Origin of the sequence: Roseicyclus amphidinii, from assembly GCF_030163755.1 — a bacterium.
GTDB lineage: Bacteria > Pseudomonadota > Alphaproteobacteria > Rhodobacterales > Rhodobacteraceae > Roseicyclus > Roseicyclus amphidinii.
This window is the reverse complement of record NZ_JASJOE010000049.1, coordinates 1-24,179: the sequence shown is the minus strand read 5'-3', so window position 1 is coordinate 24,179 and position 24,179 is coordinate 1. Positions and strand designations below refer to the sequence as shown.

At 67.4% G+C, this 24,179-nt stretch carries 23 protein-coding genes and 3 pseudogenes; 7 read left to right on the top strand and 19 right to left on the bottom strand.

The window, feature by feature from the left end:
* The 4 genes from QQK83_RS14740 to QQK83_RS14725 form a co-directional block, all read right to left on the bottom strand.
* A partial coding sequence (locus QQK83_RS14740) for a FliM/FliN family flagellar motor switch protein (protein ID WP_284265491.1) occupies positions 1-906 on the bottom strand: 906 nt, incomplete at its 3' end.
* A 74-nt stretch (positions 907-980) separates the two neighbouring features.
* Entirely contained in the window at positions 981-3,665 is a 2,685-nt protein-coding gene (locus QQK83_RS14735) for an ATP-binding protein (protein WP_284265489.1), read from the bottom strand.
* Positions 3,665-3,934 carry a hypothetical protein gene (locus QQK83_RS14730; protein ID WP_284265487.1) on the bottom strand — a complete coding sequence of 90 codons (270 nt, stop codon included), beginning with the start codon at positions 3,932-3,934 and terminating at the stop codon, positions 3,665-3,667. The genes QQK83_RS14735 and QQK83_RS14730 overlap by 1 nt, the downstream gene beginning before the upstream one ends.
* A gap of 10 nt (positions 3,935-3,944) precedes the next feature.
* On the bottom strand, positions 3,945-4,334 hold the full coding sequence (locus QQK83_RS14725; protein WP_284265485.1) for a response regulator transcription factor: 390 nt from the start codon (positions 4,332-4,334) through the stop codon (positions 3,945-3,947).
* Here QQK83_RS14725 and QQK83_RS19380 point away from each other — a divergent pair.
* The 4 genes and pseudogenes from QQK83_RS19380 to rsgA form a co-directional block, all read left to right on the top strand.
* Positions 4,239-4,631, top strand: a pseudogene (locus QQK83_RS19380) (MerR family DNA-binding transcriptional regulator); the annotation flags it as partial. The gene QQK83_RS14725 and the pseudogene QQK83_RS19380 sit on opposite strands and share 96 nt — an antisense overlap.
* Positions 4,632-4,917: 286 nt before the next feature.
* A pseudogene (locus QQK83_RS19375) lies at positions 4,918-5,136 on the top strand (SAM-dependent methyltransferase); the annotation flags it as partial.
* A 447-nt stretch (positions 5,137-5,583) separates the two neighbouring features.
* The gene (locus tag QQK83_RS14715; protein ID WP_284265480.1) at positions 5,584-6,120 is read left to right on the top strand and encodes a GNAT family N-acetyltransferase; all 537 of its coding nucleotides are present in this window, start codon (positions 5,584-5,586) and stop codon (positions 6,118-6,120) included.
* Positions 6,121-6,131: 11 nt separating this feature from the next.
* Entirely contained in the window at positions 6,132-7,214 is a 1,083-nt protein-coding gene (rsgA, locus tag QQK83_RS14710) for a ribosome small subunit-dependent GTPase A (protein WP_284265478.1), read from the top strand.
* A 100-nt stretch (positions 7,215-7,314) separates the two neighbouring features.
* Here rsgA and QQK83_RS14705 read toward each other — a convergent pair whose 3' ends face one another.
* Both QQK83_RS14705 and QQK83_RS14700 read right to left on the bottom strand, forming a co-directional pair.
* On the bottom strand, positions 7,315-8,646 hold the full coding sequence (locus tag QQK83_RS14705) for a helix-turn-helix transcriptional regulator (RefSeq protein ID WP_284265476.1): 1,332 nt from the start codon (positions 8,644-8,646) through the stop codon (positions 7,315-7,317).
* A gap of 77 nt (positions 8,647-8,723) precedes the next feature.
* Complete coding sequence (locus QQK83_RS14700) at positions 8,724-9,890, bottom strand: hypothetical protein (RefSeq protein WP_284265474.1); 1,167 nt, start codon at positions 9,888-9,890, stop codon at positions 8,724-8,726.
* 194 nt (positions 9,891-10,084) lie between these two features.
* Between QQK83_RS14700 and QQK83_RS14695 the strand changes: the two genes are divergently transcribed.
* A complete protein-coding gene (locus tag QQK83_RS14695) occupies positions 10,085-10,240 on the top strand; it encodes a hypothetical protein (RefSeq protein WP_284265472.1) in 156 nt (51 codons plus the stop codon).
* 61 nt (positions 10,241-10,301) lie between these two features.
* Here QQK83_RS14695 and QQK83_RS14690 read toward each other — a convergent pair whose 3' ends face one another.
* The 11 genes from QQK83_RS14690 to aptA all read right to left on the bottom strand — a co-directional run bounded on the left by QQK83_RS14690 (position 10,302) and on the right by aptA (position 19,997).
* Positions 10,302-11,285 carry an ABC transporter substrate-binding protein gene (locus QQK83_RS14690; RefSeq protein WP_284265470.1) on the bottom strand — a complete coding sequence of 328 codons (984 nt, stop codon included), beginning with the start codon at positions 11,283-11,285 and terminating at the stop codon, positions 10,302-10,304.
* Positions 11,286-11,326: 41 nt separating this feature from the next.
* Positions 11,327-12,148, bottom strand: a complete 822-nt coding sequence (locus tag QQK83_RS14685; RefSeq protein ID WP_284265497.1) for an ABC transporter permease — start codon at positions 12,146-12,148, stop codon at positions 11,327-11,329.
* Between the two features lie 217 nt (positions 12,149-12,365).
* Entirely contained in the window at positions 12,366-13,340 is a 975-nt protein-coding gene (locus tag QQK83_RS14680) for an ABC transporter permease (protein ID WP_284265495.1), read from the bottom strand.
* A 20-nt stretch (positions 13,341-13,360) separates the two neighbouring features.
* Positions 13,361-13,687: a hypothetical protein gene (locus QQK83_RS14675; protein WP_284265468.1), complete on the bottom strand. Its 327-nt coding sequence runs from the start codon at positions 13,685-13,687 to the stop codon at positions 13,361-13,363.
* 10 nt (positions 13,688-13,697) lie between these two features.
* On the bottom strand, positions 13,698-14,030 hold the full coding sequence (locus tag QQK83_RS14670; RefSeq protein ID WP_284265465.1) for a hypothetical protein: 333 nt from the start codon (positions 14,028-14,030) through the stop codon (positions 13,698-13,700).
* 161 nt (positions 14,031-14,191) lie between these two features.
* Entirely contained in the window at positions 14,192-14,977 is a 786-nt protein-coding gene (locus QQK83_RS14665) for an ABC transporter ATP-binding protein (RefSeq protein WP_284265463.1), read from the bottom strand.
* Positions 14,970-15,635 carry a hypothetical protein gene (locus QQK83_RS14660; RefSeq protein ID WP_284265461.1) on the bottom strand — a complete coding sequence of 222 codons (666 nt, stop codon included), beginning with the start codon at positions 15,633-15,635 and terminating at the stop codon, positions 14,970-14,972. Before QQK83_RS14660 ends, QQK83_RS14665 begins: the two co-directional genes overlap by 8 nt.
* Positions 15,635-17,089 (bottom strand): dihydropyrimidinase, encoded by a 1,455-nt coding sequence (gene hydA, locus QQK83_RS14655; protein ID WP_284265459.1) that lies wholly within the window; start codon positions 17,087-17,089, stop codon positions 15,635-15,637. The genes QQK83_RS14660 and hydA overlap by 1 nt, the downstream gene beginning before the upstream one ends.
* A gap of 34 nt (positions 17,090-17,123) precedes the next feature.
* Entirely contained in the window at positions 17,124-17,381 is a 258-nt protein-coding gene (locus tag QQK83_RS14650; protein WP_349816234.1) for a hypothetical protein, read from the bottom strand.
* Positions 17,378-18,628, bottom strand: a complete 1,251-nt coding sequence (locus QQK83_RS14645; RefSeq protein ID WP_284265457.1) for a Zn-dependent hydrolase — start codon at positions 18,626-18,628, stop codon at positions 17,378-17,380. The genes QQK83_RS14650 and QQK83_RS14645 overlap by 4 nt, the downstream gene beginning before the upstream one ends.
* Positions 18,629-18,665: 37 nt before the next feature.
* Positions 18,666-19,997 (bottom strand): omega-aminotransferase AptA, encoded by a 1,332-nt coding sequence (gene aptA, locus QQK83_RS14640; RefSeq protein ID WP_284265455.1) that lies wholly within the window; start codon positions 19,995-19,997, stop codon positions 18,666-18,668.
* A 234-nt stretch (positions 19,998-20,231) separates the two neighbouring features.
* Between aptA and QQK83_RS14635 the strand changes: the two genes are divergently transcribed.
* Complete coding sequence (locus QQK83_RS14635; RefSeq protein ID WP_284265453.1) at positions 20,232-20,843, top strand: TetR family transcriptional regulator C-terminal domain-containing protein; 612 nt, start codon at positions 20,232-20,234, stop codon at positions 20,841-20,843.
* 77 nt (positions 20,844-20,920) lie between these two features.
* Here QQK83_RS14635 and preA read toward each other — a convergent pair whose 3' ends face one another.
* The gene (preA, locus tag QQK83_RS14630) at positions 20,921-22,225 is read right to left on the bottom strand and encodes an NAD-dependent dihydropyrimidine dehydrogenase subunit PreA (protein WP_284265452.1); all 1,305 of its coding nucleotides are present in this window, start codon (positions 22,223-22,225) and stop codon (positions 20,921-20,923) included.
* A 79-nt stretch (positions 22,226-22,304) separates the two neighbouring features.
* Positions 22,305-23,639, bottom strand: a complete 1,335-nt coding sequence (locus QQK83_RS14625) for an NAD(P)-dependent oxidoreductase (protein WP_284265450.1) — start codon at positions 23,637-23,639, stop codon at positions 22,305-22,307.
* A 322-nt stretch (positions 23,640-23,961) separates the two neighbouring features.
* Between QQK83_RS14625 and QQK83_RS14620 the strand changes: the two are divergent.
* A pseudogene (locus QQK83_RS14620) lies at positions 23,962-24,179 on the top strand (acetyl-CoA carboxylase, biotin carboxyl carrier protein); the annotation flags it as partial.

Below are 24,179 nucleotides of genomic sequence, written 5' to 3'. Positions count from 1 at the left end.
CGGTGCGGGTGCGCCGGGCAGGCGCAGCGCGCGCCGTCCGCCGATCTGCCCCAACCGGCCGCACAGCACCGCGGCCCCGGCCCCGGTTTCCAGCGTCACATGGGCCAGCTCGCCCGCCCCGAAGGGGATGAGGTCACCGACCGCAAGCCGGTCCACCTCGGCCAGCGGGCGGGTGACGCGCATCAGCACCGCCTCCAGCGGCAAGGGCATCCTGTCGATCATTCCCTGCCGCGCGCGGCACCAGTCGGGATCGGCAGGCGCGGGCCCGGTGGCGGTGGCCGAGCTGCCGGGCATCGCCCCCGCCCCCTCGGGCGGCAGCAGCAGCACGACCGAGGCCCGGCGCGTCACCCCCTCGAAGCCCAGATCGGCCACGAGCACCAGATACCGCCCCTCGGGCAGCAGCAGCGACACCTGCCCGCGGTCGGGGACGCGGCTGCCATGGACCAGCCGCGCGGGCCAGTCGCGCCCCGGCAGTTCCGCGGTCTCCTGCGCGAAGGCGGCAAGGGTGAAATCGAGGAACTCGCGCACCAGCGCCTCGTCGATGCGGGTGACCTCGCGCGGGGGCAGCTCGCCCGCGTCCACGCGGCCGGTGGTCTGCACCTCGACCAGCGCGTCGACCATGCCCGGCGACAGCGCGACCAGCCCGCGCGCGCCGCCCTCCGCCTCGATCACGGCGAGCAGCCCGGCCTCGGGCAAGGCGGCAAGGGCGGCTGTCAGCCCCGCTTCGCGGCGGGCCAGCGCCGCCCCGGCCTGCAGCCCCAGCCCCTCGAACGGGGCCGCGGCATGGCGCAGGGCGCGGGTGAAGCCGGTCGCGGCCTCCGCCGTGCCATCGGGCGGCTCCGGCGCGGGGCGCGCATGGGCGGCGATCTTGCGGCGCAGAACGGGATCGGACGAGGAAACAGGCATGGGCAAGGCGCGCCTCGGGGTCGGAGGGGGGAGAAACTCACCCCGCAGCCTCGCCGCGAATCGTTAAGAAACCCTCAAGCCGCGCGCAAGGCGCGCCCCGGCAGCCGCACCCGGAACCGCGCCCCCTTCTCCGAGGGCACATGCACCAGCCCGCCGCCCAGCCGCGCCATGATCTCGCGGCTGATGGCAAGGCCCAGCCCCGCCCCCGGCGCGCCGGTCGCACTGTCGGCGCGGGCGAATTTCTCGAAGATCAGCGCCTGTTGGCGCGGCGGGATGCCGCTTCCGTTGTCGGTGAAATCCACCTCCACCCGGCCCGGCAACTGCCGCACCCGGATGCTCAGGCGCGGGGCCTCGGCGTCGCAATATTTCTGCGCGTTGGAAATCAGGTTGATGAAAACCTGCGCCAGCCGGTCGGCATCGGTCACCAGCCGCACGTCCTCGGCCTCGGGGTCGCGCTCGAGGGTCAGCCGCCCGTCGCCCGCCTGCGCGCCCGCGGCATGGATCGCGCGATCCAGCACATCGCCCAGCCGCGCCTCGGCCTCGTTCAGCGTGACGCGCCCGTTCTCCAGCACCGACAGGTCCAGCAGATCGTCGAGAAGCCGCGTCAGGCGGCGGCTTTCGTCATGGATGATCCGCGAGAACCGCGCGCGCGCGGTGTCGTCCAGCGGGTCGGCTTGCATCAGGATCTCGGAGAAGGCCCGGATCGAGGTCATCGGCGTGCGCAGCTCATGGCTGATCTGGCTGAGAAAGGCATCCTTCTGCCGCGACAGCTCGGTCAGCTTGGTGTTCGCCTCGCGCAGCCGGGCGGCGGTCTGGGCCAGTTCGGTGGATTTCGCCTCGAGCTGGCTGGAATATTCCATGATCTGCGCCGTCTCGTCGGCCACCGCCAGCAGGTCGCGCACCGAGACGCTGGCCCCCCCGATGATCTGGGCCACCATCGCATGCGCCGTCGCGGCCCCGACCGAGCCCGACAGCTCGCGCTCCAGCCGTTCCAGGAAATCCGGCGTCGGCTCGGGCAGGTCGCCCGTGCGCCCCTGCGCCTCGGCGGCCTGCTGGAACAGCCGCCCGGCGCGCGCCGCCCCCAGGATGCGCTGCGCCATGATCAACAGGTCATCGGCGGCCCCCGCCGCCCCCTGCCAGCCGTAAAGCGGCCGGGAATGGTCGTAGACATTGACGAATTGCGCGCCCTGCAGCCGCTCCAGCGGGCTGGGAAAGGACACCAGCGAGCCGAAGATGAAGAGGAAGGTGTTCACCCCCAGCGACAACACCATCGCCGTCAGCAGCGGATCGGTCGCCTGCAGCCCCAACGGCGTCGCCGGGCTGAGCCAGGACAGCCCGAAGGGCCCCGCCTCGAGCACCGAGGGGATCAGGCCGCCGGTCTCGGCCAGGTTGGGCAGCAGCAACAGCCAGGCCCAGATGGCGAACCCCGCCCCGATGCCGAGCGCCGCCCCCACCCGCGTGGCCCCGCGCCACAGGATGCCGCCCAGAAGCGCCGGCAGGATCTGCGCCACGCCCAGAAAGGCGATCAGCCCGATATCGGCCAGCGCATCCGCGCCCCCCGACAGCCGGTAATAGCCGTAGCCAAGGAACATCACGCCCAGGATCGACAGCCGCCGCGCCATCAGCGCCGCGCGCCGCATGTCGCCCGACATCGGGTCGTCATGGCGCGTGATCTGCAGCCAGATCGGCATGATGATGTGGTTCGACAGCATCGTCGACAGCGCCAGCGCGGCCACGATCACCATCGAGGTCGCCGCCGAGAACCCGCCCAGGAACACCAGGAGCGCCAACCCGTCCTGCCCCAGCGCCAGCGGCACGGTCAGCACGAAAAGGTCGGGGTTCGACCCCGCCCCCTCCAGCCCAAGGCCCACCACCGCGATGGGCACCACGAACAGGCTGATGAGCAACAGGTAGAGCGGAAAGGCCCAGCCCGCCGTCGCCAGGTGGCGCTCGTCCGAGTTCTCGACCACCAGCACCTGGAACATGCGCGGCAGGCACAGGATGGCGGCCGCCGCCAGCGCCGTCACCCCCAGCCAGCGCGCCCCGTTCCACGGCGCCTGCGACACCGGGCTGGCCTCGATCCGGGCCAGCATGTCGGCGGGGCCGTCGGCCACGCCCCAGACCACGAAGACCCCCACCGCCAGCAACGCGAAGAGCTTGACCACCGCCTCGACCGCGATGGCCGACACAAGGCCCGGATGCCGCTCGTTGAGGTCGAGCGAGCGGGTGCCGAAGACGATGGTGAACAGCGCCAGCCCCGCCGCCACCCAGACCGCGGTCTGGTCCGCGTCCGGCGTGCCGAAGGCACCGGGGCGCGCAAAGGCCGAAAAGGACAGCGCGACCGACTGCAACTGCAGCGCGATATAGGGCGTCGCCCCCAGCACCGCGAGAACCGTCACCAGCGCCGCCAGCCCGCCCGACTTGCCGTAGCGGCTCGAGATCATGTCGGCGATCGAGGTGATCCGCTGCGCCCGCCCGATCCTGACCATCTTCCTGAGCAGCCAGAACCAGCCGATGAAGACCAGCGTCGGCCCGAGGTAGATGGTCAGGAACTCCAGACCGGTCCTGACCGCCGATCCGACCGCGCCGTAGAACGTCCAGGCCGTCGTGTAGATCGACAGGCTGAGCGTGTAGGTCACCGGCGAGTTGAGCCAGCCCGCCTTGCCCTCGGTCGCGCGCTTCTCGGCCAGGAAGGCGATGCCGAACAGAAGCGCCACGTAGACCACGCAGACCGCGACCAGCCCGTCGAAACTGAGCATCAGCCCTCCTCCCGGTCGGGCTCCGGGGCGATCTCGCCGCCGCGGACCAGCGAGCGCGAGACATAGGCGGTCAAGGCGATCAGCCCCAGCCAGACGGCGAAGTAATAGACCAGCCAGGTGGCAAGCTGCGGGCCGCCCGGCTCGGCCTCGCCGCGGATGAAGATCGGCGCGAAGAACAGCACCAGCGCCAGCACCGGCAACAGCCGGGCGGCATCCTGCAACCGGTTCTGCCGGTAGGTCCGCCGCTCGAGAAACAGCCGCCGCGCCATCGGCCCCGCCTCAGACGCCGTCGGTTCCGGCCGGGGCCTCGGCCAGCCGCGACACGGTGGCCAGAAGCTCGGCATTCGAGAAGGGCTTGGTCAGGTAGGCGTTCGCGCCCAGCTCCATCGCCGTCTCGCGGTCCTTGGCCTGCCCCTTGGCGGTCAGCATCAGCACCGGCAGACCGGCGGTCGCGGGGGCGGCCCGCAGGTCGCGCAGGATCTCCAGCCCCGAGCGACCCGGCAACATCACGTCCAGCACCAGCACGTCGGGGGCAACCCGGCCCACCGCCTCCAGCGCGGTCGCGCCATTCCCATGGCCCTGCACCTCCCAGCCGGCCCGGCTGAGGATGAAGGTGATCGCCTCGAGAATGTTTCCCTCGTCCTCGATCAACAAGATACGCCCGCCCATGGCTTTCCCTCCCTCGCCTTGGGTTGCGCGAGTGTGCAGCGCGCCGCGCGATTAGGCAATGGGAAGAACGGGGCCGACCGGGTGCAAAGGATAGGGCTTGACCCGTCTACAACTTCACACCTTACCAGCCCCGTCATGACTCGCACCGATGCACCCACCTATCTGGTTTCCGACCTCGCGCGGGCGGTCGGCCTCTCGCGCGCGACGCTGCTCTATTACGAGCGGATCGGCCTTCTGCGCGGGCGGCGGCAGGCCAATGGCTACCGGGTCTACACCGAGGGCGACCGCCGGCGCCTTGCCATGCAGCGCCTGCAGGCCGCGGGCCTGAGCCTTGCCGAATGCCGCGCCTGCCTCGACGGGCAGCTCGACGCCGGCCTGCTTGCCGCGCGGCTCGACACGCTCGAGGCCGAGATCGCCGCCAAAACCCGCGCCCGCGACCTCGTCGCCGGGCTTCCGGGCCGCGGCAGCCTGCGCGACTGGCACGACGAGATCGAGCGCGTGGCCCCCGACCTGCACCGCGCATGGCTGATGCGGCAGGGCTTCACCGGGGCCGAGGCGGGCAAGGTGGCCCTCCTGTCGCGCGCTGGCGCTGCTGCCCGGCAGTCCCGGCGCGATCCTCGAGATCGGCTGCGGCCCCGGCGCGGCCACCCTGCAGCTCGCCGCCGAAACCGGCGCGCGCATCACTGCGACCGACACCGACACGGGCGCGCTGGCCCGGCTCGAGGCCGCCGCCGCGGCATCGGGTCATGCCGGGCGGATCACCACCGCCGCGCAGGACATGGCCGCCCTGCCCGCACCCGACACCCCCTTCGACACGATCCGGGCCGAGGGCAGCGCCCATATCATCGGCGTCGCCCGCGCTGGCGCTGTGGCGGCCCCTGCTGCGGCCCGGCGGCACGCTGGTCCTGTCGGACATGGTCTGGCGCAGCGCCACCCCCGACCCGGAGCTCCGCGCCTTCCGGGCGCGCGAATACCCCGACATGGCCGATGTCCCCACCCGCCTGTCACAGGCACGGGCCGCGGGCTACCGCGTGCGGGGCCGGATCGACCCCGGCCCCGCGGCGCTCGACGCCCATTATACCCCCCTCGCCGCCCGCGTGGCCGCGATGGCGAGGGCGGCTGTCGGGCACGCAGGTTCCGGCCGATCTCACCGCCGGACTGGACTGCTGGCGCAACGCCCGCGGCCAGTTCGGCTACGAACTCTTCGTTCTCCAACGCCCCTGAGCTTGCCCCGAAAGGCCCTCCTGCCATGGACTTCCGCAGTGACATCACCGGCCACGAGCCCGCCATCGCCGCCCTGTTCGCCACCACCTTCACCGCCTCCGAAGGCACGGTCGAGGGCGCGCTGATCGGCACCCTCGTCGCCCGGCTGCTGGCCGAGGTGCCGCGCGACGCGCTGCGCGCCTTCACCGCGTGGGACGACGGGCAGATCGTGGGCGGGGTGATCTTCACCCCCCTCACCTATCCCGACCCCCGAAAGATGATGCTGCTCTCGCCCATGGCCGTCGCCCCCGACCGGCAGGGCGAGGGCATCGGCCAGCGCCTCATCGCCCACGCCCTCGACCACCTCCGGGCCGAGCGCACGGACATCGCCGTCACCTACGGCGACCGGGCCTTCTACGGCCAGACCGGCTTCGCGCCCGTGGCCGAGGCCACCCTGCCCGCCCCCTTGCCCCTGTCGCACCCCCATGGCTGGATCGCGCAATCCCTGACCGATGCGCCACTCACGCCGGTCAAAGGGCCCGCGGCCTGCGTTTCCCCCTTCAACCGCCCGGAATTGTGGTAAACACACCCACCATGACCCGCGACTATTCCAACTTCCTGCCGGGCACGGCCCCGCCCCCGCGCCACGGCCCCGACCCGCTGACCGCGCTCGGCTGGGGCCCGGCCTTCGCCCGGCAGATCGACGCCGAGGCGCTGGCCGCCACGCCCCCCGTGCGCGTCATGTCCGTCCACCGCAGCGGGATGCAGGTGCAGGGCGATGGCATCGCCACCACCCTGCCCCCCCTGCCCGAGGTCACGGTGGGCGACTGGCTGCTCCTCGACTGCGACAGCCCGCACCAAAGCCGCCTTCTGGACCGCTCCAGCCTGATCCAGCGCCGCGCGCCCGGGCATGACCGGCGGATGCAGCCCATCGCGGCCAATCTCGACACGGTCTTCGTCGTCACCTCCTGCAACGCCGATTTCAACGTCGCCCGGCTGGAACGCTACCTTGCGCTGGCCTTCGAGGCGGGGATCGAGCCGGTGATCCTGCTGACGAAGGCCGACCTCGCGGACGACCCCGCCGCCTACATCGATCAGGCCAGCGCCATCTCGGCCCGCGTGCCCGCGCTTGCCCTCGACGCCCGCGGCGGCGATCCGGCCCGCGCGCTGGCCGATTGGTGCAGACCGGGGCGCACGGTGGGCTTCCTCGGCTCCTCCGGCGTGGGGAAATCCACGCTCACCAACGCGCTGCTCGGGGCCGAAGCCCTCGCCACGCAAACCATCCGCGAGGATGACGCCAAGGGCCGCCACACCACCACCCACCGCCAGCTGCACGCCATCCCCGGCGCCTGCCTGGTGCTGGACACGCCCGGCATGCGCGAGCTGCAACTGGCCGATGCGGCGGACGGCATTGCCGACCTCTTCGACGACATCACCGCGCTGGCCGGTGACTGCCGCTTTTCCGATTGCGCCCATGACCGCGAACCGGGCTGCGCCGTCCGCGCCGCGGTGGCGGCAGGCCAGCTCGACGCCGAGCGGGTGGCGCGCTGGCACAAGCTTCTGGCCGAGGATGCCTTCAACTCCGCCAACCTCGCCCAGCGCCGCGGCAAGGACCGCGCCTTCGGCAAGCTGGTGCGCAGCGCGGTCAAGGAAAAGAAGGCCCGCGGAAAGGGTTAGAGCATGGTGCGCAAAAGTGGGAACCGGTTTTGCGCGCCTCGAACATGCGACATCACATCGTTGGAGCGGGTCGCGTGACTGCGAATGAACGCAAAACGCTCTAGCGCCGCGCCGCGCAGCCCTCGCGCGGGCAGAGGTGACAGCCCGGACCGGCCGCGATGGGCGGCCCCGCGGGGCCGGGCCCCGGCATCGCACCCTCGGGCGCGATCAGCATCACCGCCTGCATCACCGGGGCCTCGCCGAAGCCCGCCGGGGCCGCGGGCTGGCTCACCGCCCAGACCCGGAACCGCGCGCCCTGCGGCATCTCGATCACCGCCGCCTCCGGTTGGCCGGGGCGTCCCAGCGCCCGGTAGAGCGGCCAGAGCGGGCAACCCGGCCCGAAGCGCGGGATGGAAAACGCCGCCAACCGGCGGCGAAAGATCAAGGCCCCCGCCCCGTCGCAGACCGCCAGCCCGAAGGGCGGCGCGCCCTCGTCCAGCGCCGCCTGCCGCGGCAGGGTCGCCATGCGCCTGAGCACCAGCGCCACGTCGCCCCCGCCCAGCCCCAGAAGCGCCGCGGGATCGTAGCCCGCCGCCTCAGCCGCGGGGCGCATCACCGACAGCGGCAACCGCGCCGCATCCTGCGCATAGGCGCGCAACCAGCGATGCCCCAGCGCCCGCGTGGCCGGATCGTCCATGCCCGCGGCCCCCTCCAGCACCTCGGGGATCGCGGCCTCGCCCTCGGCCTCGATCATCGGGAAATGGTGGCTGGCCGCCTCGAACATCGCCTCGACCGTCTCGATGGGGGTCGAGGCCGCGCGGGCCGCCGCCTCGGCCTCCTCGGCCTCGAAATGCCCCAAAAGCGCGGTGGCGCGCGCCGAGAGGCGCTCGGCCTCCTCGTGCAGGTTGCGGTGAAACCGCCCGCGCCAGACCGCATCCAGGTCCGGCTCCCGCACGAGGATATCGGCGGTCGAGCGGATCGCGGCCACGGTCGACAGCACCTCGTGCATCGATTCCGCCAGCACCGGGTCATGCCCCAGCCGGTCGCGCAGCCCCTCGACCAGCGCCTCCAGCGCCGCGGCGCGTTTCTGCTGCGCCGCGATCAGCCCCGCCCAGCCCGGAAACCGCCCTGCCATCTCGTCGATGCGGTCGACCTCCGGCGGCGGCCCGAACCGCGCCGTCATCTCCTGCGCCGCCGATTGCAGCGCGTCATGCAGCGTCGCATCCGCCCCTTCCGACAGCTGCACCGGCTCCACCTCGAGGATGCGGGCCAGCGCGATCAGAAGCTTGCCCCCGATGCGGCGGCGGTTGTGTTCGATCAGGTTCAGGTAGGACGGCGAAATGCCCGCCGCCGCCGCCAGGTCGGCCTGTTTCATCCCCATGACCAAGCGCCGCTCGCGGATGCGGTTGCCGGTCAGCTGCGCACGGCGCGCGGACGGGGAAATCGGGGGCATGGACACTCCGGGCGATGACGGCGGGAGCTTAACAGGATTGTTCAGCCGCTTGAAACCATCTCGGCACGCGGCCCGCATCACCTGATGATCGTCAGGATGCCCAGCACATGTGACGGCGACAACACCACGCCGAGCGCAAGCAGCCCGTAGAACCGTGGGCGACGTATCGGGAAATCGGAACGTGCCCGCCCTGTCGCCAGGAGCATCGAGAACAGCACGGTGACCGAAAAAACATGCAGACCGATCCACCGTCCCCAGTCGACGGCAATGACATAAAGCGGAACAAATGGCAGCGCCGCGATCAGCACGCCGAACAGGAAAACCCTTGGCCGGTCCTGGTTAATCGAAATCAGTCCGAACGGCAGCAGGGAGACAAGATAACCCGCCGCGAATTTTGCAATGCCCGGCCCGTCAAGCATCTCCGCAACACGCCTCATACCGTAATCCATGTCATGCTGCAGCCATGCAATCGCACCACCGCAGACATGTTCCCCAACGCCGCGTTCCAACAATGGAAGGCAAATCCTGTCCGGTGCGCTGACCTCGTTGAAGGTCAGCGTATACCACGCGGTATAGGCCGCGGTCAGGGCGATCAGGCCGGCCAAAGCCCAAACAAGACGCGGGCCGGAGGGGCCATCCCGTCCGATCACGAATATCGCGGCACAGGCCGGAAGCAGCAACACCATCGCTTCGTGGGACACCAGCGCAATACAAAACACGACCGCGCCCAAGGCGATCTTCAGGTTGGACCTCGCAAGAAACCCTGACGCCAGAAGCGCCAGACCGGCGAAAGCGATCAACTCCTTCCTGACCGATCCCTGCGGATCGGCGACCCAGAAGGTGACGAAAAACGCCGCGGACAGCGCCAGCAACAGCGCCAATTCCGCGCGTCCGATTGCCCGAAAAACTGTCCTGACGGACACGTACAGGATCACCAGCATGACGAACTGGAACGCCGCGACAACGTAAAGCGGATTGGAGCCGAGCAGATCGGAAACCCATATCGCCGCCGTCCCCAAGTGCCCGCGGCGAACCGGTTCGACGATTGAGTTGATCAGGTAGTCACCCTGTTTGAAACCATGCCCGCCCAAGCGGACATCGTTCAGCACCCGCAGAGCCACCACCAGGAAACTTGACACAAGTGCCACGTCGAGAACACGCCAGAGCTTTCTCTCGCCTGCGTCCAGTTCCGGCATGTTTTCACCACAAACGAATGTCTTGCGATGATCCCTATCGAAAAGCATGTCCAGTCGCCAGACAGAGCGGACGCGACCCATGAAACTCACGACAATGAGGCCCGTTCGAGGTGACATGACCGACCCATGCCCCGCCGCGGCTGCAATGCCTAAACCTTTACCGGTCCCCTTTACCGCTTGCACAAGCCGGGCCATCCTGCCCGCGCGGATGGGGGCGTTCGCACCTGATCGGAGCCGTCTCGATGCTGCCGCCCCTCTCGCCTGTTCCGCTGCCGCCCCCGTCCCGCCTCCCCGCGCCGCTCAAGCCGCACGGGATCGAACCGCTCGACACGCAGCGCGTCGGCGATGGCGACAAGCCCGGCGCGGCGCCCGCCCCGGTCCTCGACCTGCGCCTGTGACACGCAAACAGCCCCGGAGGTGACCTCCGGGACTGTTCAAATCCACGAGATCGTGGGGCGCTCAGTTGGCCAGCGCCGCGTCCGTCACCGCCGAGGTCCAGGCCCCTTCCGGTTCCGTCGTGATCACCGCGTCGCCGCCTTCCAGCAGCGTGCGCACCGTCCGCTCGTAGGATGCGACATCCAGCGCGCCCCCGTTCGGATCGACCAGCAACGCCACCTCGCCCATCATGCGCTTCTGGTGTTCCTCGGTCTGCGCGCCCGTCTCGTCATAATCGAGCACGATCATCGCCGCCTCGTCGGGGTTCTCGGCGGCCCAGACCCAGCCGCGCATCGAGGCGCGCACGAAACGGGTCATCTTGTCGAAGAACTCCGGGTCGGCCAGGTTCTCTTCCAGCACCCAGATGCCATCCTCCAGCGTGTCCACCCCGTATTCCGAATAGCGGAAGGTCACCAGCTCGTCCGGCGAGACGCCCGCGTCGATGATCTGCCAGTATTCGTTATAGGTCATGGTCGAGATGCAATCGGCCTGCCGCTGCAACAGCGGATCGACGTTGAAGCCCGCCTGCAGCAGCGTCACGCCGTTCTCCGACCCGTCGATCGGGATGCCCAGCTGGTTCATCCAGCCCATGAACGGATACTCGTTGCCGAAGAACCAATGCGCGACCGTATGCCCGGCCAGGTCCGCAGGCTCCTCGATCCCCGCATCCGCCCAGCAGGTCAGCTGCAGCCCCGAGCGCACGAAGGGCTGGGCGATGTTGACCACCGGCAGACCCCGCTCGCGCGCAGCCAGCGCGGAGGGCATCCAGTTCAGCATGGCATCGGCCCCGCCGCCCGCCAGCACCTGCGGCGGCGCGATGTCGGGGCCGCCGGGCAGGATGGTCACATCCAGCCCCTCTTCCTCGTAATAGCCGTTCTCCAGCGCCACGTAATAGCCCGCGAACTGCGATTGTGTGACCCACTGCAACTGCAGCGTCACCTCGTCCTGGGCCTGCGCCGCACCCGCGACGAGCCCCAGCGCCAGCGCCGGTATCAGTGTCTTTTTCATGATCTTCCCTCCAGGTTGGATTCTTGTCGTTATCGCCGTCGTCACCGTCTTTGCGACGGATGCCAGAATGTCAGCCGTGTCTCGATCAGCGCGACCAGCCCGTAGAAGAGCGAGCCTGCCAGCGCCGCGACGGCGATCTCGGCCCAGACCATATCCATGGCGAGCCGCCCCATCTCGATCTTGATGCGAAAACCCATGCCCACGGTCGGAGAGCCGAAAAATTCGGCAACGATCGCCCCGATCAGCGCAAGGGTCGTGCAGATTTTCAACCCGTTGAAGATGAAGGGCAGCGCCGTGGGCAACCGCAGCTTGAGCAACGTTTGCCCGTAACTCGCCGCATAGGTCCGCATCAGGTCGCGCTGCATGGCGTCGCTGGCCTTCATCCCCTGCACGCAATTCACCAGCATCGGGAAGAACACCATGGCGACCACGACCGCCGATTTCGACTGCCAGCCGAAGCCGAACCACATCACGAAGATCGGCGCCGTGCCCACGATGGGCAGGGCCGCGATGAAATTGCCCACCGGCAACAGCCCGCGCTGCAGAAAGCCCGAGCGGTCCACCGCCAGCGCCGCGAGGAACGCCGCGCCGCAGCCGATGATATAACCCGCCAGCGCGCCTTTCAGGATCGTCTGCTGGAAATCCGCCCACAGCGTCGCCGTCTCGGCGATCATCCGCGCCCAGATCGCCGAGGGCGCAGGCAGGATGACGAAGGAGATGTCGTAAAGCTGCACCGCCATTTCCCACAGGACCAGCAGCGTCACCCCGAAGATCACCGGCACCGCCAGCCGCGCGCCCGCCCCCCTCGCCCGGTTGGCAAGGGCCGCGTTCAGCGCCCAGGCCCCGAACCAGACGGCCAGCATCAGCGCCAGCCGCGTGTCGCTGACAGCCGCCAGCGCAACCAGGCCCGCGCCCAGCGCGGGCAGGCCCCACTGCGGGAAGGCCACGGCCTTCATGCCCGCCACCCATGCGGAAAACTGCAGTTTTCCGCCCCGTTTTCCTGCAGGAAAACGCCCCGAAAAACACGTGTTTTTCGGCCCGGAAACCGCGCGGTTTCCGCCGCCCCGATCACAGGCCGCATCATGTCCGCACCCCCATGCGCTTCAGAACCACCCGTTCCAGCGCGCCCAGCAGGATCACCAGCGCCGCGGCACAGATCGCCGCCATGAACAACGCCGACCAGATCTGGATCGTCTGCCCGTAATAGCTCCCCGTCAGCAACCGCGCGCCCAGCCCGAAGCGCGCCCCGGTCGGCAGCTCCGCCACGATGGTGCCCACCAGCGCGGCCGCGATGGACACCTTGAACGAGGTGAAGAGGAACGGTACCGAGGCCGGCAGCCGCAGTTTCCAGAAGGTCTGCCCGCGGCTGGCGGAATAGGTCCGCATCAGGTCGAGGTCGCTGGCGTTCGGGCTGCGCAGCCCCGCCACCATGCCGACGACCACCGGGAAGAAACTCAGGTAGGACGAGATCAGCGCCTTGGGCACCAACAGCTTGGTGTCATCGCTGATCCACCCCTGGTCCACCGCGTTGTTCAGCGCGGGCAGGTTCGAGACGACCACCACGATGATCGGCGCGATGGCGAGGATCGGGATGGTCTGGCTGGCGATGGCCCAGGGCATGACGCTCATGTCCATGGCGCGCGAATGCACGATGCCGACGGCCAGAAGGATGCCGAGGAAACTGCCGATGGCAAAGCCCAGGATCGTGGGCCAGAGCGTGTGATAGGCATGGAAGAACAGGTTGCGCGGATTGCCCTGCAATTCGCCCCGGCGTTCCCGCATGATCGGCTCGCCGACCGTGGTGTCCCACAACTCGTTGAACACCTGGTGCGGCGTCGGCAGGACGGGCCGTTCCTGGTTCATCGTGTCGGCGACGATCTCCATCGTGGTCATCTCGAGGCCGCGCCGCTCGATCTGGTCCAGCGTCCAGGCGCGGTTCATCATCACCGACCCGCCATACCAGATCGCCACGATGGCCGCGACGACCGCCATCACCGGCAACACCGCGCCAGAGACCGCGCCGACCCAGCGCGCAGCCGATTTCGGCCCGAACATCGCGGGGGCGACTCCGTCGGTCATCGTCTGGCCTCGTTTCCGGAGTCGCGCCACCGCCGATACCGCTGCCAGACCCAGACGGTGTCCCAGACCAGCAAGAGTCCAAAGGGACCAAAGAAGGCGGCGGGATACTCCCTCAGGAACAAGGCGATCCTTCCAAGGAATTCCAGGCGTCTGGTGCGCGGCTCGGCATACCACCCGTCAGAGAAGCTGATGATCCAAAGATATAGAACGATCAGCAGAGCCACGACTACAGCGGCGCGGAAAAAAATCCCAAACGGCCCGATGATGGGAAACGCACCGACGAAAAAGGCGCCCCGCGGCCTTTTCTGGCCTGTTTCACTCATGCCGCCCCCCTCAGCCGGGGCGCGTCGGCCAGACGATCAGCGCCACCGCGACCACGCCGAGGATCAGCCCCGCCGATTGCAGCATCCCCGGTCGTTCCCCGAACAGCGCGATCCCCACGCCCGCGGCCAGCACCAGTTGCAGCACCGCCGAGATGGAAATGGCCACCGCCATCCCCGTCTCGCGCATCAGCCGCACCATGATCAGGTTGCCCAGCGTGTAGAGGATCAGCGCCGCCACCAGCAGCACGGGCTTCGGCGCCGAGACATAGGCGCGCAGCGCGGTGCTGCCGCTCAGGAAGATGACCATCGCGGCCGCCAGCCACGCGAAGAAACCCGCACTCATCGCCCGCGCCTTTACCAGGGACCGCCCCCGGTCTAGCCGCGAGTGCCCGCGCCCCGCGCGCCGGATTGCGACCTGCGGACGCGTCGCAATCGGCCCGGCGCGCCGCATCACGGCGTATGCACGGGATGTGCACAGCCTGTGCACGCAGTGTGACAGGGGCCCTAGTCGTCATAGGCATGCCCCGCGCGCAGCCCCTCGCGGACGCGATGGGCGATGGCCAGGAACTCGGGCGTGTCCCGGATATCGAGCGGCCGCTCCTTCGGCAGATCGCTCTCGATCACGTCGGTGATGCGTCCCGGACGCGGGGACATGACGACGATTTTCGTAGACAGATAAACGGCTTCCGGGATCGAGTGGGTCACGAAGCCGATGGTCTTTTCCGTCCGCGCCCAGAGCTTCAGAAGCTGCTCGTTCAGATGATCGCGCACGATCTCGTCCAGCGCCCCGAAGGGCTCGTCCATCAACAGGATGTCGGCATCGAAGGCCAAGGCCCGCGCAATGCTCGCCCGCTGCTGCATCCCGCCCGACAACTGCCAAGGAAATTTCTTGCCGAACCCTTCCAGATCAACAAGTTGCAGCACGTTCTTCACGCGCCTTTCCTGCTCCGCGGCTTCAAACCCCATGATCTCCAGCGGCAACTTGATGTTCTTCTCGATGGTCCGCCATGGATAAAGCCCCGCAGCCTGGAAGACATAGCCATAAGCCCTTGATTTCCTGGCTTCATCCGGGGTCATCCCGTTCACGGTGATGGTCCCGCCCGTGGGATGCTCCAAGGCCGCGATGACCCTCAGGAAGGTCGTCTTCCCGCAGCCCGACGGCCCAATGAAGCTGACGAATTCCCCCTTGCCGATCTCGAGGTTCACATCCCGCAACGCCTGCACCGGCCCGTCCGCGGTCTGGAAGGTCAGATCGAGATTTTGAGCTTCTATCACCGGCGCATCATGCATTCGATGACTCCGACGGCAACAAGGTCACTCGTAATGAATCCATTTCTACCGCCCAACCATCAGGGAGCAGTCCAAGTTCCGCCAGTTCCTTTCGATTGTTCCTAATCTCTCTCTGTCGCTTTTCCTCCTCGGCAATGTCCAACTGGCCTTTTAGCAATAGAGAGTAGTTTTGAAGTAGCCGTCGCAAGGTATCAGCGTTTCGACCTATCTCGTCTAGCGTAACAATCCCGACTTTGACGGAATGCTCGGTAGCGCTTGCTTTCGTTATTCTCCACTTAGTGAGCGTATAGTTGCTTATACGATCATCGACGTGATGAGTGGCAAAGATCGCACCATGAGCAACAAATTTTCGGAGTGAAACAATCTCCTCCGCCATCAGGAACAATGATGTGAAGTTCATCGTCCCATCACTGTACATCGGTACTCGCCTAAGCTGAGGTACCGACAGTAGGCAAAAGCGCAAGAAATCAAACTTCTCTTTATAAGTATGTGGAGGCTTATTCGAGAATGCACTCGCAACTTTTGGGCAGCATTCTGCGACGGCCCAAACAAAGCCATCAAGTGCGTGCTCAAACCGGGAAAAGCGAGCTATCGTCAACCCAAGGGCTCCGTAATCTCGACATTCTTCCAAGAATTCTGTTGGTTCGTAGTAACCCATCAGACCCCCGTCGCGGGAATACCCGTCCGTTCCACCGGCCGCGGCGCGGTCAGCTCTTTCCAGGTGCTGAGCGCCCGGTTCACCGTCCCGTTGCCGGGCCGCTTCACGAACTCCCCATGCCCTTCCTTGGTCCGCACCTCGCCGTCATGGACGGCCACGAACCCGCGCGTCAGCGTGAAGCGCGGCAGGCCCTTCACGTGATGACCCTCGAAGACGTTGTAATCGATCGCGGATTGCTGCGCGCCTGCCGTGATCGTCTTCTCCTTCTCGGGGTCCCAGACCACGATATCGGCATCCGCGCCAACCAGGATCGCGCCCTTTTTCGGGTAGCAATTCAAGACCTTGGCGATGTTCGTTGAAGTCACCGCCACGAACTCGTTCGGCGTCAGACGGCCCGTGCCCACCCCCTGCGTCCAGAGCATCGGCATCCGGTCCTCAAGGCCGCCGGTCCCGTTCGGGATCTTGGAGAAATCGCCCACGCCGAACCGCTTCTGCTCGGTGGTGAAGGCGCAATGATCGGTCGCCACGACCGACAAAGACCCGCTCATCAACCCGGCCCAAAGGCTGTCCTGATGCTTCTTGTTGCGGAAGGGCGGCGACATCACGCGCCGCGCGGCATGGTCCCAATCGGGGTGGAAATACTCGCTTTCGTCCAGCGTCAGGTGCTGGATCAGCGGCTCGCCCCAGACCCGCTTGCCCAGCGAACGCGCCCGGCGGATGGCCTCATGTGCGTCCTCGGAGGAGACATGCACAACATATAGCGGCACACCCGCCATGTCGGCGATCATGATCGCGCGGTTCGTCGCCTCCCCCTCGACCTGCGCGGGGCGCGAATAGGCATGCGCCTCGGGCCCGGTGTTGCCCGCAGCCAGCAGCTTCGCCGTCAGCTCCGCCACCACGTCGCCGTTCTCGGCATGGACCATGGCGATGCCGCCCAGTTCCGACAGGCGGCTGAACGAGGCGTAAAGCTCATCGTCATTGACCATGAGCGCGCCCTTGTAGGCCATGAAATGCTTGAAAGTATTGATCCCGCGATCCTCGATCACGGTTTTCATCTCGTCGAACACCTGCTCGCCCCACCAGGTCACGGCCATGTGGTAGGAATAGTCGCAATTCGCGCGCCCGGCCTTGTTGTCCCACATCTGCAAGGCGTCGAGCAGGCCCTGGCCGGGGCTCGGCAGCGCGAAATCGACCACCATCGTGGTCCCGCCGGACAGCGCCGCGCGGGTGCCGCTTTCGAAATCATCGCTGGAATAGGTGCCCATGAAGGGCATCTCGAGATGGGTGTGGGGGTCGATCCCGCCGGGCATGACGTAACAGCCGGTGGCGTCCAGCACCTCGTCGCCGGTGAGGTGCTGGCCGATCTCGACGATCTTGCCGCCCTCGACCAGCACATCGGCCGCATAGGTCAGGTCGGCGGTGACGACGGTACCGCCCTTGATGACTGTGCTCATCTCGTATCCCCCTGTTTTCGTGTTCTTCTTCGCGTCAGATCGCGGGCGTCCGCACGCAGATCATCCGGTCGTCGCGCGTCAGCAGCGGAAGGAAGGTCGTCTCGACCGGCCCCTCGTAACGATACCAGTAGCAGCCGTCGCTCTCGAGCCGGACCTGGCTGAGGTCCTGGCCGGGCGCGGCAAGGGCGCGCACCTCGGGGCGCAATTCCTCGGGCATCGGCTCGCTGGGCGTGGACACGCAGGCCGACAGGGCCAAGACCGCGGCCGGAACTGCATAACGCAATGACATCATTCGACAATCTCCGCGGTTTCCACGACGGCGTGGAACAGGACGTTGGTGCCGGCGGCGGCCCATTCGGGGCTGATCTCCTCAGCCTCGTTATGGCTCAACCCGTCGACACAGGGGCACATGATCATCGCCGTGGGGGCCACGTCATTGATCCAGCAGGCATCGTGCCCCGCGCCGGACACGATGTCCATGTGAGAATATCCAAGCCGGTCAGCGGCTTGCCGGATGGTGTTCACGCACCCCTCGTCGAAGGCGGGCGGATCGAACTGGCCCACGATCTCGGCCTCGAACCCCACTCCGATCTCTTCGCAGAGTTTGGGCGCGCGGTCCATCAGCTCGGCGACCATCCCGTTGAGCTTGTCCAACAGGTGCGTGCGCATGTCGACGGTGAAGACGACCTTGCCGGGGATGATGTTGCGCGAGTTGGGGTAGACGTCGACATGCCCGATCGCGCCGACGGCACCGGGCTGATTTTTCATTGCAATTTCATGCACAAGCTCGGTCACCAGCGCCAAGCCGCGGCCCGCGTTCCGGCGCATCGCCATGGGCGTGGACCCGGTGTGGCTTTCCTTGCCCGTCACGGTGCATTGCACCCAGCGCAGGCCCTGCCCGTGGGTGACGACGCCGATATCCTTGCCCTCGGCCTCGAGGATGGGGCCCTGTTCGATATGCAGCTCGAACATGGCGTGCATCTTGCGGTCGCCGACCTTTTCCTCGCCCTTCCAGCCGATCCGCTCCAACTCGTCGCCGAAGCGCTTGCCCGCTGCATCCGTCCGGTCATAGGCCCAGTCGAGCGTGTGACGCCCCGCGAAGACGCCCGAGGCAAGCATGGCGGGGGCAAAGCGCGTGCCCTCCTCGTTGGTCCAGTTGACCACGACGATGGGATGTTTCGTCTTTATGTTCAGATCGTTGAGCGTGCGGATGACCTCGAGGCCGCCCAGCACGCCCAGCACGCCGTCATACTTGCCACCCGTCGGCTGGGTGTCGAGGTGGCTGCCCACATAGACCGGCAGCGCGTCCGGGTCGGTGCCCTCGCGGCGGGCGAACATGTTGCCCATCTCGTCAAGGCCCATGGTGCAGCCCGCGGCCTCGCACCAGCTCTGGAACAGGGCGCGGCCCTCGGCATCCTCGTCGGTCAGGGTCTGGCGGTTGTTGCCGCCCGCCACACCCGGACCGATCTTCGCCATCTCCATCAGCGTGTCCCAGAGGCGCTGACCGTCGATCTTCATGTTCTCAGCCGGAGACGGCATGTCTTTCCCTTCCAGTTCAGTGATTTGGGCGTCGTTCTTAATGCAGACGCTTAAGAATGTCGCGCAAGGTGCCGAAAAGGATGTCGATATGCTCCTTTTCGATGATCAGCGGCGGGGAGAGCGCGATGATGTCCCCGGTCGTGCGGATCAGCACGTTGTGCTCATAGGCATCGAGGAAGGCGGCAAAGGCGCGTTTCGTCGGCTCGCCCGCGATGGGTTCCAGCTCGATCCCCGCGATCAGGCCCATGTTGCGGATGTCGATGACATGCGGGCAATCGGCAAGGCTGTGGGCCGCATCCTCCCAATAGGGCGCAAGCTCGGCGGCGCGCTCGAACAGCCCGTCCTCGCGGTAGGTTTCCAGCGTGGCGATGCCCGCGGCCGACGCGATCGGGTTGCCCGAATAGGTGTAGCCGTGGAACAGCTCGATCATGTGCTCGGGGCCCTGCATGAAGGCCTCGTGGATCTCCTTGGTGGCCAGCACGGCACCCATCGGGATCACGCCGTTGGTCAGGCCCTTGGCGCAGGTGATCATGTCGGGCATCACGTCGAAGTAATCCGCCGCGAAGGGCGCGCCGAGGCGGCCGAAGCCGGTGATGACCTCGTCGAAAATCAACAGGATGCCGTGTTTCGTGCAAAGCTGCCGCAGCCGCTGGAGGTAATCCTTGGGCGGGATCAGAACGCCGGTCGAGCCCGCCACGGGCTCCACGATCACGGCGGCGATGGTCTCGGGGCCGTGCAGGGCGACGATGCGCTCAAGCTCATCCGCAAGGTTCCCGCCATGCTCGGGCTGGCCGCGGGTAAAGGCGTTCTGCCCCGGCAGATGGGTGTGCGGCAGGTGGTCGACACCGGTCAGCAGGCTGCCGAAGACCTTGCGGTTGTTGACGATCCCGCCCACCGAGATGCCGCCGAAATTCACCCCGTGATAGCCGCGCTCGCGCCCGATCAGCCGGGTCCGGCTGGCCTGACCGATGGCGCGCTGGTAGGCGATTGCGATCTTCAGCGCGGTCTCGACGCTCTCCGAGCCGGAATTGGTGAAAAAGACATGCTCCATCGGCGCGGGCGCCATGTCGCGCAGCCGGTTGGCCAGCTCAAAGGCCTTGGGATGGCCCATCTGGAAGGCCGGCGCATAGTCCAGCTCGGCCGCCTGCTGCTGGATCGCCTCGACGATCTTGGGGCGGTTGTGGCCGGCGTTGCAGCACCACAGCCCCGCAGTGCCGTCCAGCACCTCGCGCCCGTCGGCGGTCTTGTAGTGCATCCGGTCGGCCGAGACGAACATCCGCGGGTTCTGCTTGAACTGGCGGTTCGCCGTGAAGGGCATCCAGAACGCCGAAAGGTCGTTCGGCACCGGGTTGGAACGGTCAAGGGCCATGTCGGCATTCCCTGTCTCGCGGGGTCCGGGCGCGCACCGCCGACCCGCTGGATTCATTTTTGACCATCCGGTCAAGGACACGCTAGCAGAGGTGCTGTGCCAGTCAATGAATTCTCGGCCAGGGGGCGCGCAAAGACAAGGCAAATGATGCCTGAACGGGCAGGGCTGCACGGGGTTTGGGCGCGGTGCGAAACAGGGATTGCACCCCCCGCCGCGGCAAGGTCAGATGGGGCCATGGGAATGGAAAAACCGCGCACGCGGATCCAGAAGAAGAACCGGGAAACCATCCTCGAAGCCGCGCTCGAGGTGTTCTCGCAGCACGGGTTCCGGGGCGCGACGCTCGACATGATCGCGGGTGCCGCGGGGCTGTCCAAGCCCAACCTGCTCTATTACTTCCCCTCGAAGGAGGCGATCCACGTCACCCTTCTGAGCGGGTTGATGGACACCTGGCTCGCCCCGCTGCGCGAGATGGACACGGGCGGCGATCCGATGGAGGAGCTGCGCGGCTACGTGCGCCGCAAACTGCAGATGAGCCGCGATTTTCCGCGCGAATCCAGGCTCTTCGCCAACGAGATCGTGCAGGGCGCGCCGCGCATGCAGGAGGGGCTGGAGACCGAGCTGAAGGCGCTGGTCGACGAGAAGGCCGAGCTGATCCGCGGCTGGATCGCCCAGGGGCGCATCGCCGATGTCGACCCCCATCACCTGATCTTCTCGATCTGGGCCCTGACCCAGCATTACGCCGATTTCGACGCGCAGGTCCGCGCGGTGCTGGGCGAGGGCCGCGACCCGCTGACCGAGGCCGAGGGGTTTCTCGACACGCTGTTCACACGGCTTCTCGCACCCTGATCCGTTTTCATCTCCGATACGCGTGAGAGGGGGCTGACGGCCCCCTCTGACGTGTCGGCTTGCGGACGGCGGCGACCCTATTCCGCCGCTTTCACCGCGCCGGGGTTGTTGGGATGCGTCGTCCAGTTGGCATAGACCGGCTCGACCGGTTTGCCGGTGCGCTCGTCCATGGTGCCGGCCTCCAGCCTCTCCATCGTGATGCAGCCCTCGACCGGGCAGACGTTGACGCAGAGATTGCAGGCGACGCATTCGTCGTCCTTGACCTCGAAGACGCGGTCCTCGGACATCGAGATCGCCTGGTGGCTGGTGTCCTCGCAGGCCGCAAAGCAGCGGCCGCAGCTGATGCAGGCGTCCTGGTCGATCCGGGCCTTGGTGACGTAGTTGAGGTTCAGGTATTGCCAGTCGGTCACGTTCGGCACGGCCCGCCCGACCAGATCGGAGAGCGCCATGCCCTTCTCGTCGAGATACTGCGACAGGCCCGATTTCATCTCTTCCACGATCTTGAACCCGTAGGTCATCGCCGCCGTGCAGACCTGCACGGTCCCCGCGCCGAGGCTCAGGAACTCGGCCGCGTCGCGCCAGGTGGTCACGCCCCCGATCCCCGAGATCGGCAGGCCCTGCGTCTCGGGATCGCGGGCGATCTCGGCCACCATGTTGAGCGCGATGGGCTTCACCGCCGGGCCGCAATAGCCGCCATGGGTGCCCTTGCCGTCGATCATCGGCTCGGGGCTGAAATCGTCGAGGTTCACGGAGGTGATCGAGGAGATCGTGTTGATCAGCGAAACGGCATCCGCCCCGCCCCGCTTCGCCGCGCGCGCGGGATAGCGGATGTCGGTGATGTTCGGCGTCAGCTTCACGATCACCGGCATCCGGGTGTTCTGCTTGCACCAGCGGGTGACCATCTCGATATACTCGGGAACCTGCCCCACGGCCGCACCCATGCCGCGTTCGGACATGCCGTGCGGGCAGCCGAAGTTCAGCTCGATGCCGTCCGCGCCGGTGTCCTCCACATGGGGAAGGATGGCCTTCCAGGCCTCTTCCTCGCAGGGCACCATGAGCGAGACGATCATCGCGCGGTCGGGCCAGTCGCGCTTGACCTGCTTGATCTCGCGCAGGTTCACCTCGAGCGGGCGGTCGGTGATCAGCTCGATGTTGTTCAGCCCCAGAAGCCGCCGGTCCGCGCCCCAGATCGCGCCATAGCGCGGGCCATTGACGTTGACGATGGGCGGGCCGGCCTCGCCGAGCGTTTTCCAGACCACGCCGCCCCAGCCCGCCTTGAAGGCGCGCTCGACGTTGTAGGCCTTGTCGGTCGGCGGCGCCGAGGCCAGCCAGAACGGGTTGGGCGACTTGATGCCCAGGAAGTCGGTGGAAAGGTCTGCCATGATCCTGGTCTCCCTCTGTGCCTATCCGAATTTTCGTACGAAAATTCGCAAGTTGCGATTATTCGTACGAATAATCGCGTCAGCCGATAAGGCTTGCGTGAATGTCCTCGGCCGCGTCGCGGCCCTCGGCTACGGCGGTGACGGTCAGGTCCTCGCCGCCCGCGGCGCAATCGCCCCCGGCCCAGACACCGGGCAGCGATGTGCGCCCCGCCCCGGTCACGGCGATCTTGCCGCCGGTGATCTCGATGCCCTCGGGCGCGCCCTCAAGCGTCTGGCCGATGGCCTTGAGCACCTGGTCGGCGGGAATGTCGAAGGTCTCGCCGGTGCCGGTCAGCGACCGCCCTTCGGAGCGGGTGTATTCGGCGCGCAGCGCCGTGACGCTGCCATTGCCGAGGACAGCCACAGGCATGGCGTTGAAGATGAAGCGCACGCCCTTGGAGGCGGCCAGATCCTGTTCGTAGCGGCTGGCGGGCATCGCCTCGCGGCTCCGACGATAGAGAACCGTCACGTTTTCCGCGCCCAGCAGTTTCGACTGCACCGCGGCGTCGATGGCGGTCATGCCGCCGCCGATCACCACGACGTTGCGCCCCACCGGCAGCTTGGCAAGGTCGCCGGCCTGCCGCAGGTCCGAGATGAAGCCGACCGCATCAAGCACGCCCGCGCGCCCCTCGCCTTCGGCACGCAGCGCGTTGACGCCCGCAAGCCCCATCCCGAGGAAGACCGCGTCATGCTCGGCCTTCAGCCCCTCGAGCGTGATGTCGCGGCCAAGCGCCTTGCCGGTGTGCAGCGTGATGCCGCCGATCTTCAGCAGCCAGTCGACCTCGGCCTCGGCGAAGCCGCCGACGGCCTTGTAATAGGCGATGCCGTATTCGTTCAGGCCGCCGCCCTTTTCCTTGGCATCGTAGAGCGCGACGTCATGGCCATGCATGGCCAGACGATGCGCGCAGGCAAGCCCGGCAGGCCCCGCGCCCACGACCGCCACGCGCTTGCCCGTCGGCTCGGCCCGCGCGTAGGGATGCACGCCCGCGGCCATCAGCGTGTCGGTGGCGTAGCGCTGCAGCCGCCCGATCTCGACCGGTTTGCCCTCGGCCGTCTCGCGCACGCAGGCCTCTTCGCAGAGCGTCTCGGTCGGGCAGACGCGGGCGCACATGCCGCCGAGGATGTTCTGGTCGAAGATCGTCTTGGCCGCCGCTTCGGGCGTGCCGGTGGCGATCTGGCGGATGAAGAGCGGGATGTCGATGGAGGTGGGGCAGGCCGTGATGCAGGGCGCATCATGGCAGAAGTAGCAGCGATCCGCGGCCACCAGCGCCTCGTGCCCGTCAAGGGGCGGGTGCAGGTCGTCGAAATTCGCGGAAAGTGTCTGGGCGTCGAGCCGCGCGGGCGCGATACCGGGGGTGAACGGGCTGTTCGTCATCGGGTGCATCTCCCTGCAGGCGAATGGCGATCTTGTCGGGAGCAGGCTGGCACGGGTCCTATTTTTTATCAAATGGTAAATTTCTGCAACGGGCCGATTACCCGAGGATTTCCGCCTGCAGGAGCCGGGTTGCCGAAAAATCGGGCACCGATGGGCTGAAAAGCCGCCAGTCGAAGCCCATGTCGGGGCCACGGGGCGGGTTTTCCCCGCGCGAACGCTGCGCTATAGGCGGCGATCATGTGGCTCGCGGCGGACGCGGCCATGGGAGGCGCGGGGCGCGCGCACGCGAGATCGCGGCAGGCCCCGGAGTGCGAGGACAGACATGACCGACGAAACAGACGCGACCCGGGCAAGCGACGTGGCCTTCATCGAGGCGTTGGCGACGCTTCTGAAGGACAAGGACCTGACCGAGATCGAGGTGAAGCGCGAATACGCCGAACACGACTGGCTGAACGTGCGCGTGTCGCGCCAGACGGCGATGGTGGCGGCCCCTGCCCCGGCGGCCTATGCCGCCCCCGCCCCGGCTGTGCCCGCGGCCCC

Coding starts and splice junctions, on each gene's coding strand:
- QQK83_RS14680 (WP_284265495.1), bottom strand. CDS start 13,340: ATGTTCGGGCCGAAATCGGCTGCGCGCTGGGTCGGCGCGGTCTCTGGC.
- QQK83_RS14690 (WP_284265470.1), bottom strand. CDS start 11,285: ATGAAAAAGACACTGATACCGGCGCTGGCGCTGGGGCTCGTCGCGGGT.
- QQK83_RS14700 (WP_284265474.1), bottom strand. CDS start 9,890: ATGCTTTTCGATAGGGATCATCGCAAGACATTCGTTTGTGGTGAAAAC.
- QQK83_RS14735 (WP_284265489.1), bottom strand. CDS start 3,665: ATGCTCAGTTTCGACGGGCTGGTCGCGGTCTGCGTGGTCTACGTGGCG.
- QQK83_RS14625 (WP_284265450.1), bottom strand. CDS start 23,639: ATGACGAACAGCCCGTTCACCCCCGGTATCGCGCCCGCGCGGCTCGAC.
- aptA (WP_284265455.1), bottom strand. CDS start 19,997: ATGGCCCTTGACCGTTCCAACCCGGTGCCGAACGACCTTTCGGCGTTC.
- QQK83_RS14695 (WP_284265472.1), top strand. CDS start 10,085: ATGCTGCCGCCCCTCTCGCCTGTTCCGCTGCCGCCCCCGTCCCGCCTC.
- QQK83_RS14650 (WP_349816234.1), bottom strand. CDS start 17,381: ATGATGTCATTGCGTTATGCAGTTCCGGCCGCGGTCTTGGCCCTGTCG.
- QQK83_RS14730 (WP_284265487.1), bottom strand. CDS start 3,934: ATGGCGCGGCGGCTGTTTCTCGAGCGGCGGACCTACCGGCAGAACCGG.
- QQK83_RS14725 (WP_284265485.1), bottom strand. CDS start 4,334: ATGGGCGGGCGTATCTTGTTGATCGAGGACGAGGGAAACATTCTCGAG.
- hydA (WP_284265459.1), bottom strand. CDS start 17,089: ATGAGCACAGTCATCAAGGGCGGTACCGTCGTCACCGCCGACCTGACC.
- QQK83_RS14645 (WP_284265457.1), bottom strand. CDS start 18,628: ATGCCGTCTCCGGCTGAGAACATGAAGATCGACGGTCAGCGCCTCTGG.
- QQK83_RS14705 (WP_284265476.1), bottom strand. CDS start 8,646: ATGCCCCCGATTTCCCCGTCCGCGCGCCGTGCGCAGCTGACCGGCAAC.
- QQK83_RS14670 (WP_284265465.1), bottom strand. CDS start 14,030: ATGAGTGCGGGTTTCTTCGCGTGGCTGGCGGCCGCGATGGTCATCTTC.
- rsgA (WP_284265478.1), top strand. CDS start 6,132: ATGACCCGCGACTATTCCAACTTCCTGCCGGGCACGGCCCCGCCCCCG.
- QQK83_RS14685 (WP_284265497.1), bottom strand. CDS start 12,148: ATGCTGGCCGTCTGGTTCGGGGCCTGGGCGCTGAACGCGGCCCTTGCC.
- QQK83_RS14660 (WP_284265461.1), bottom strand. CDS start 15,635: ATGGGTTACTACGAACCAACAGAATTCTTGGAAGAATGTCGAGATTAC.
- QQK83_RS14675 (WP_284265468.1), bottom strand. CDS start 13,687: ATGAGTGAAACAGGCCAGAAAAGGCCGCGGGGCGCCTTTTTCGTCGGT.
- QQK83_RS14665 (WP_284265463.1), bottom strand. CDS start 14,977: ATGCATGATGCGCCGGTGATAGAAGCTCAAAATCTCGATCTGACCTTC.
- preA (WP_284265452.1), bottom strand. CDS start 22,225: ATGGCAGACCTTTCCACCGACTTCCTGGGCATCAAGTCGCCCAACCCG.
- QQK83_RS14715 (WP_284265480.1), top strand. CDS start 5,584: ATGGACTTCCGCAGTGACATCACCGGCCACGAGCCCGCCATCGCCGCC.
- QQK83_RS14635 (WP_284265453.1), top strand. CDS start 20,232: ATGGGAATGGAAAAACCGCGCACGCGGATCCAGAAGAAGAACCGGGAA.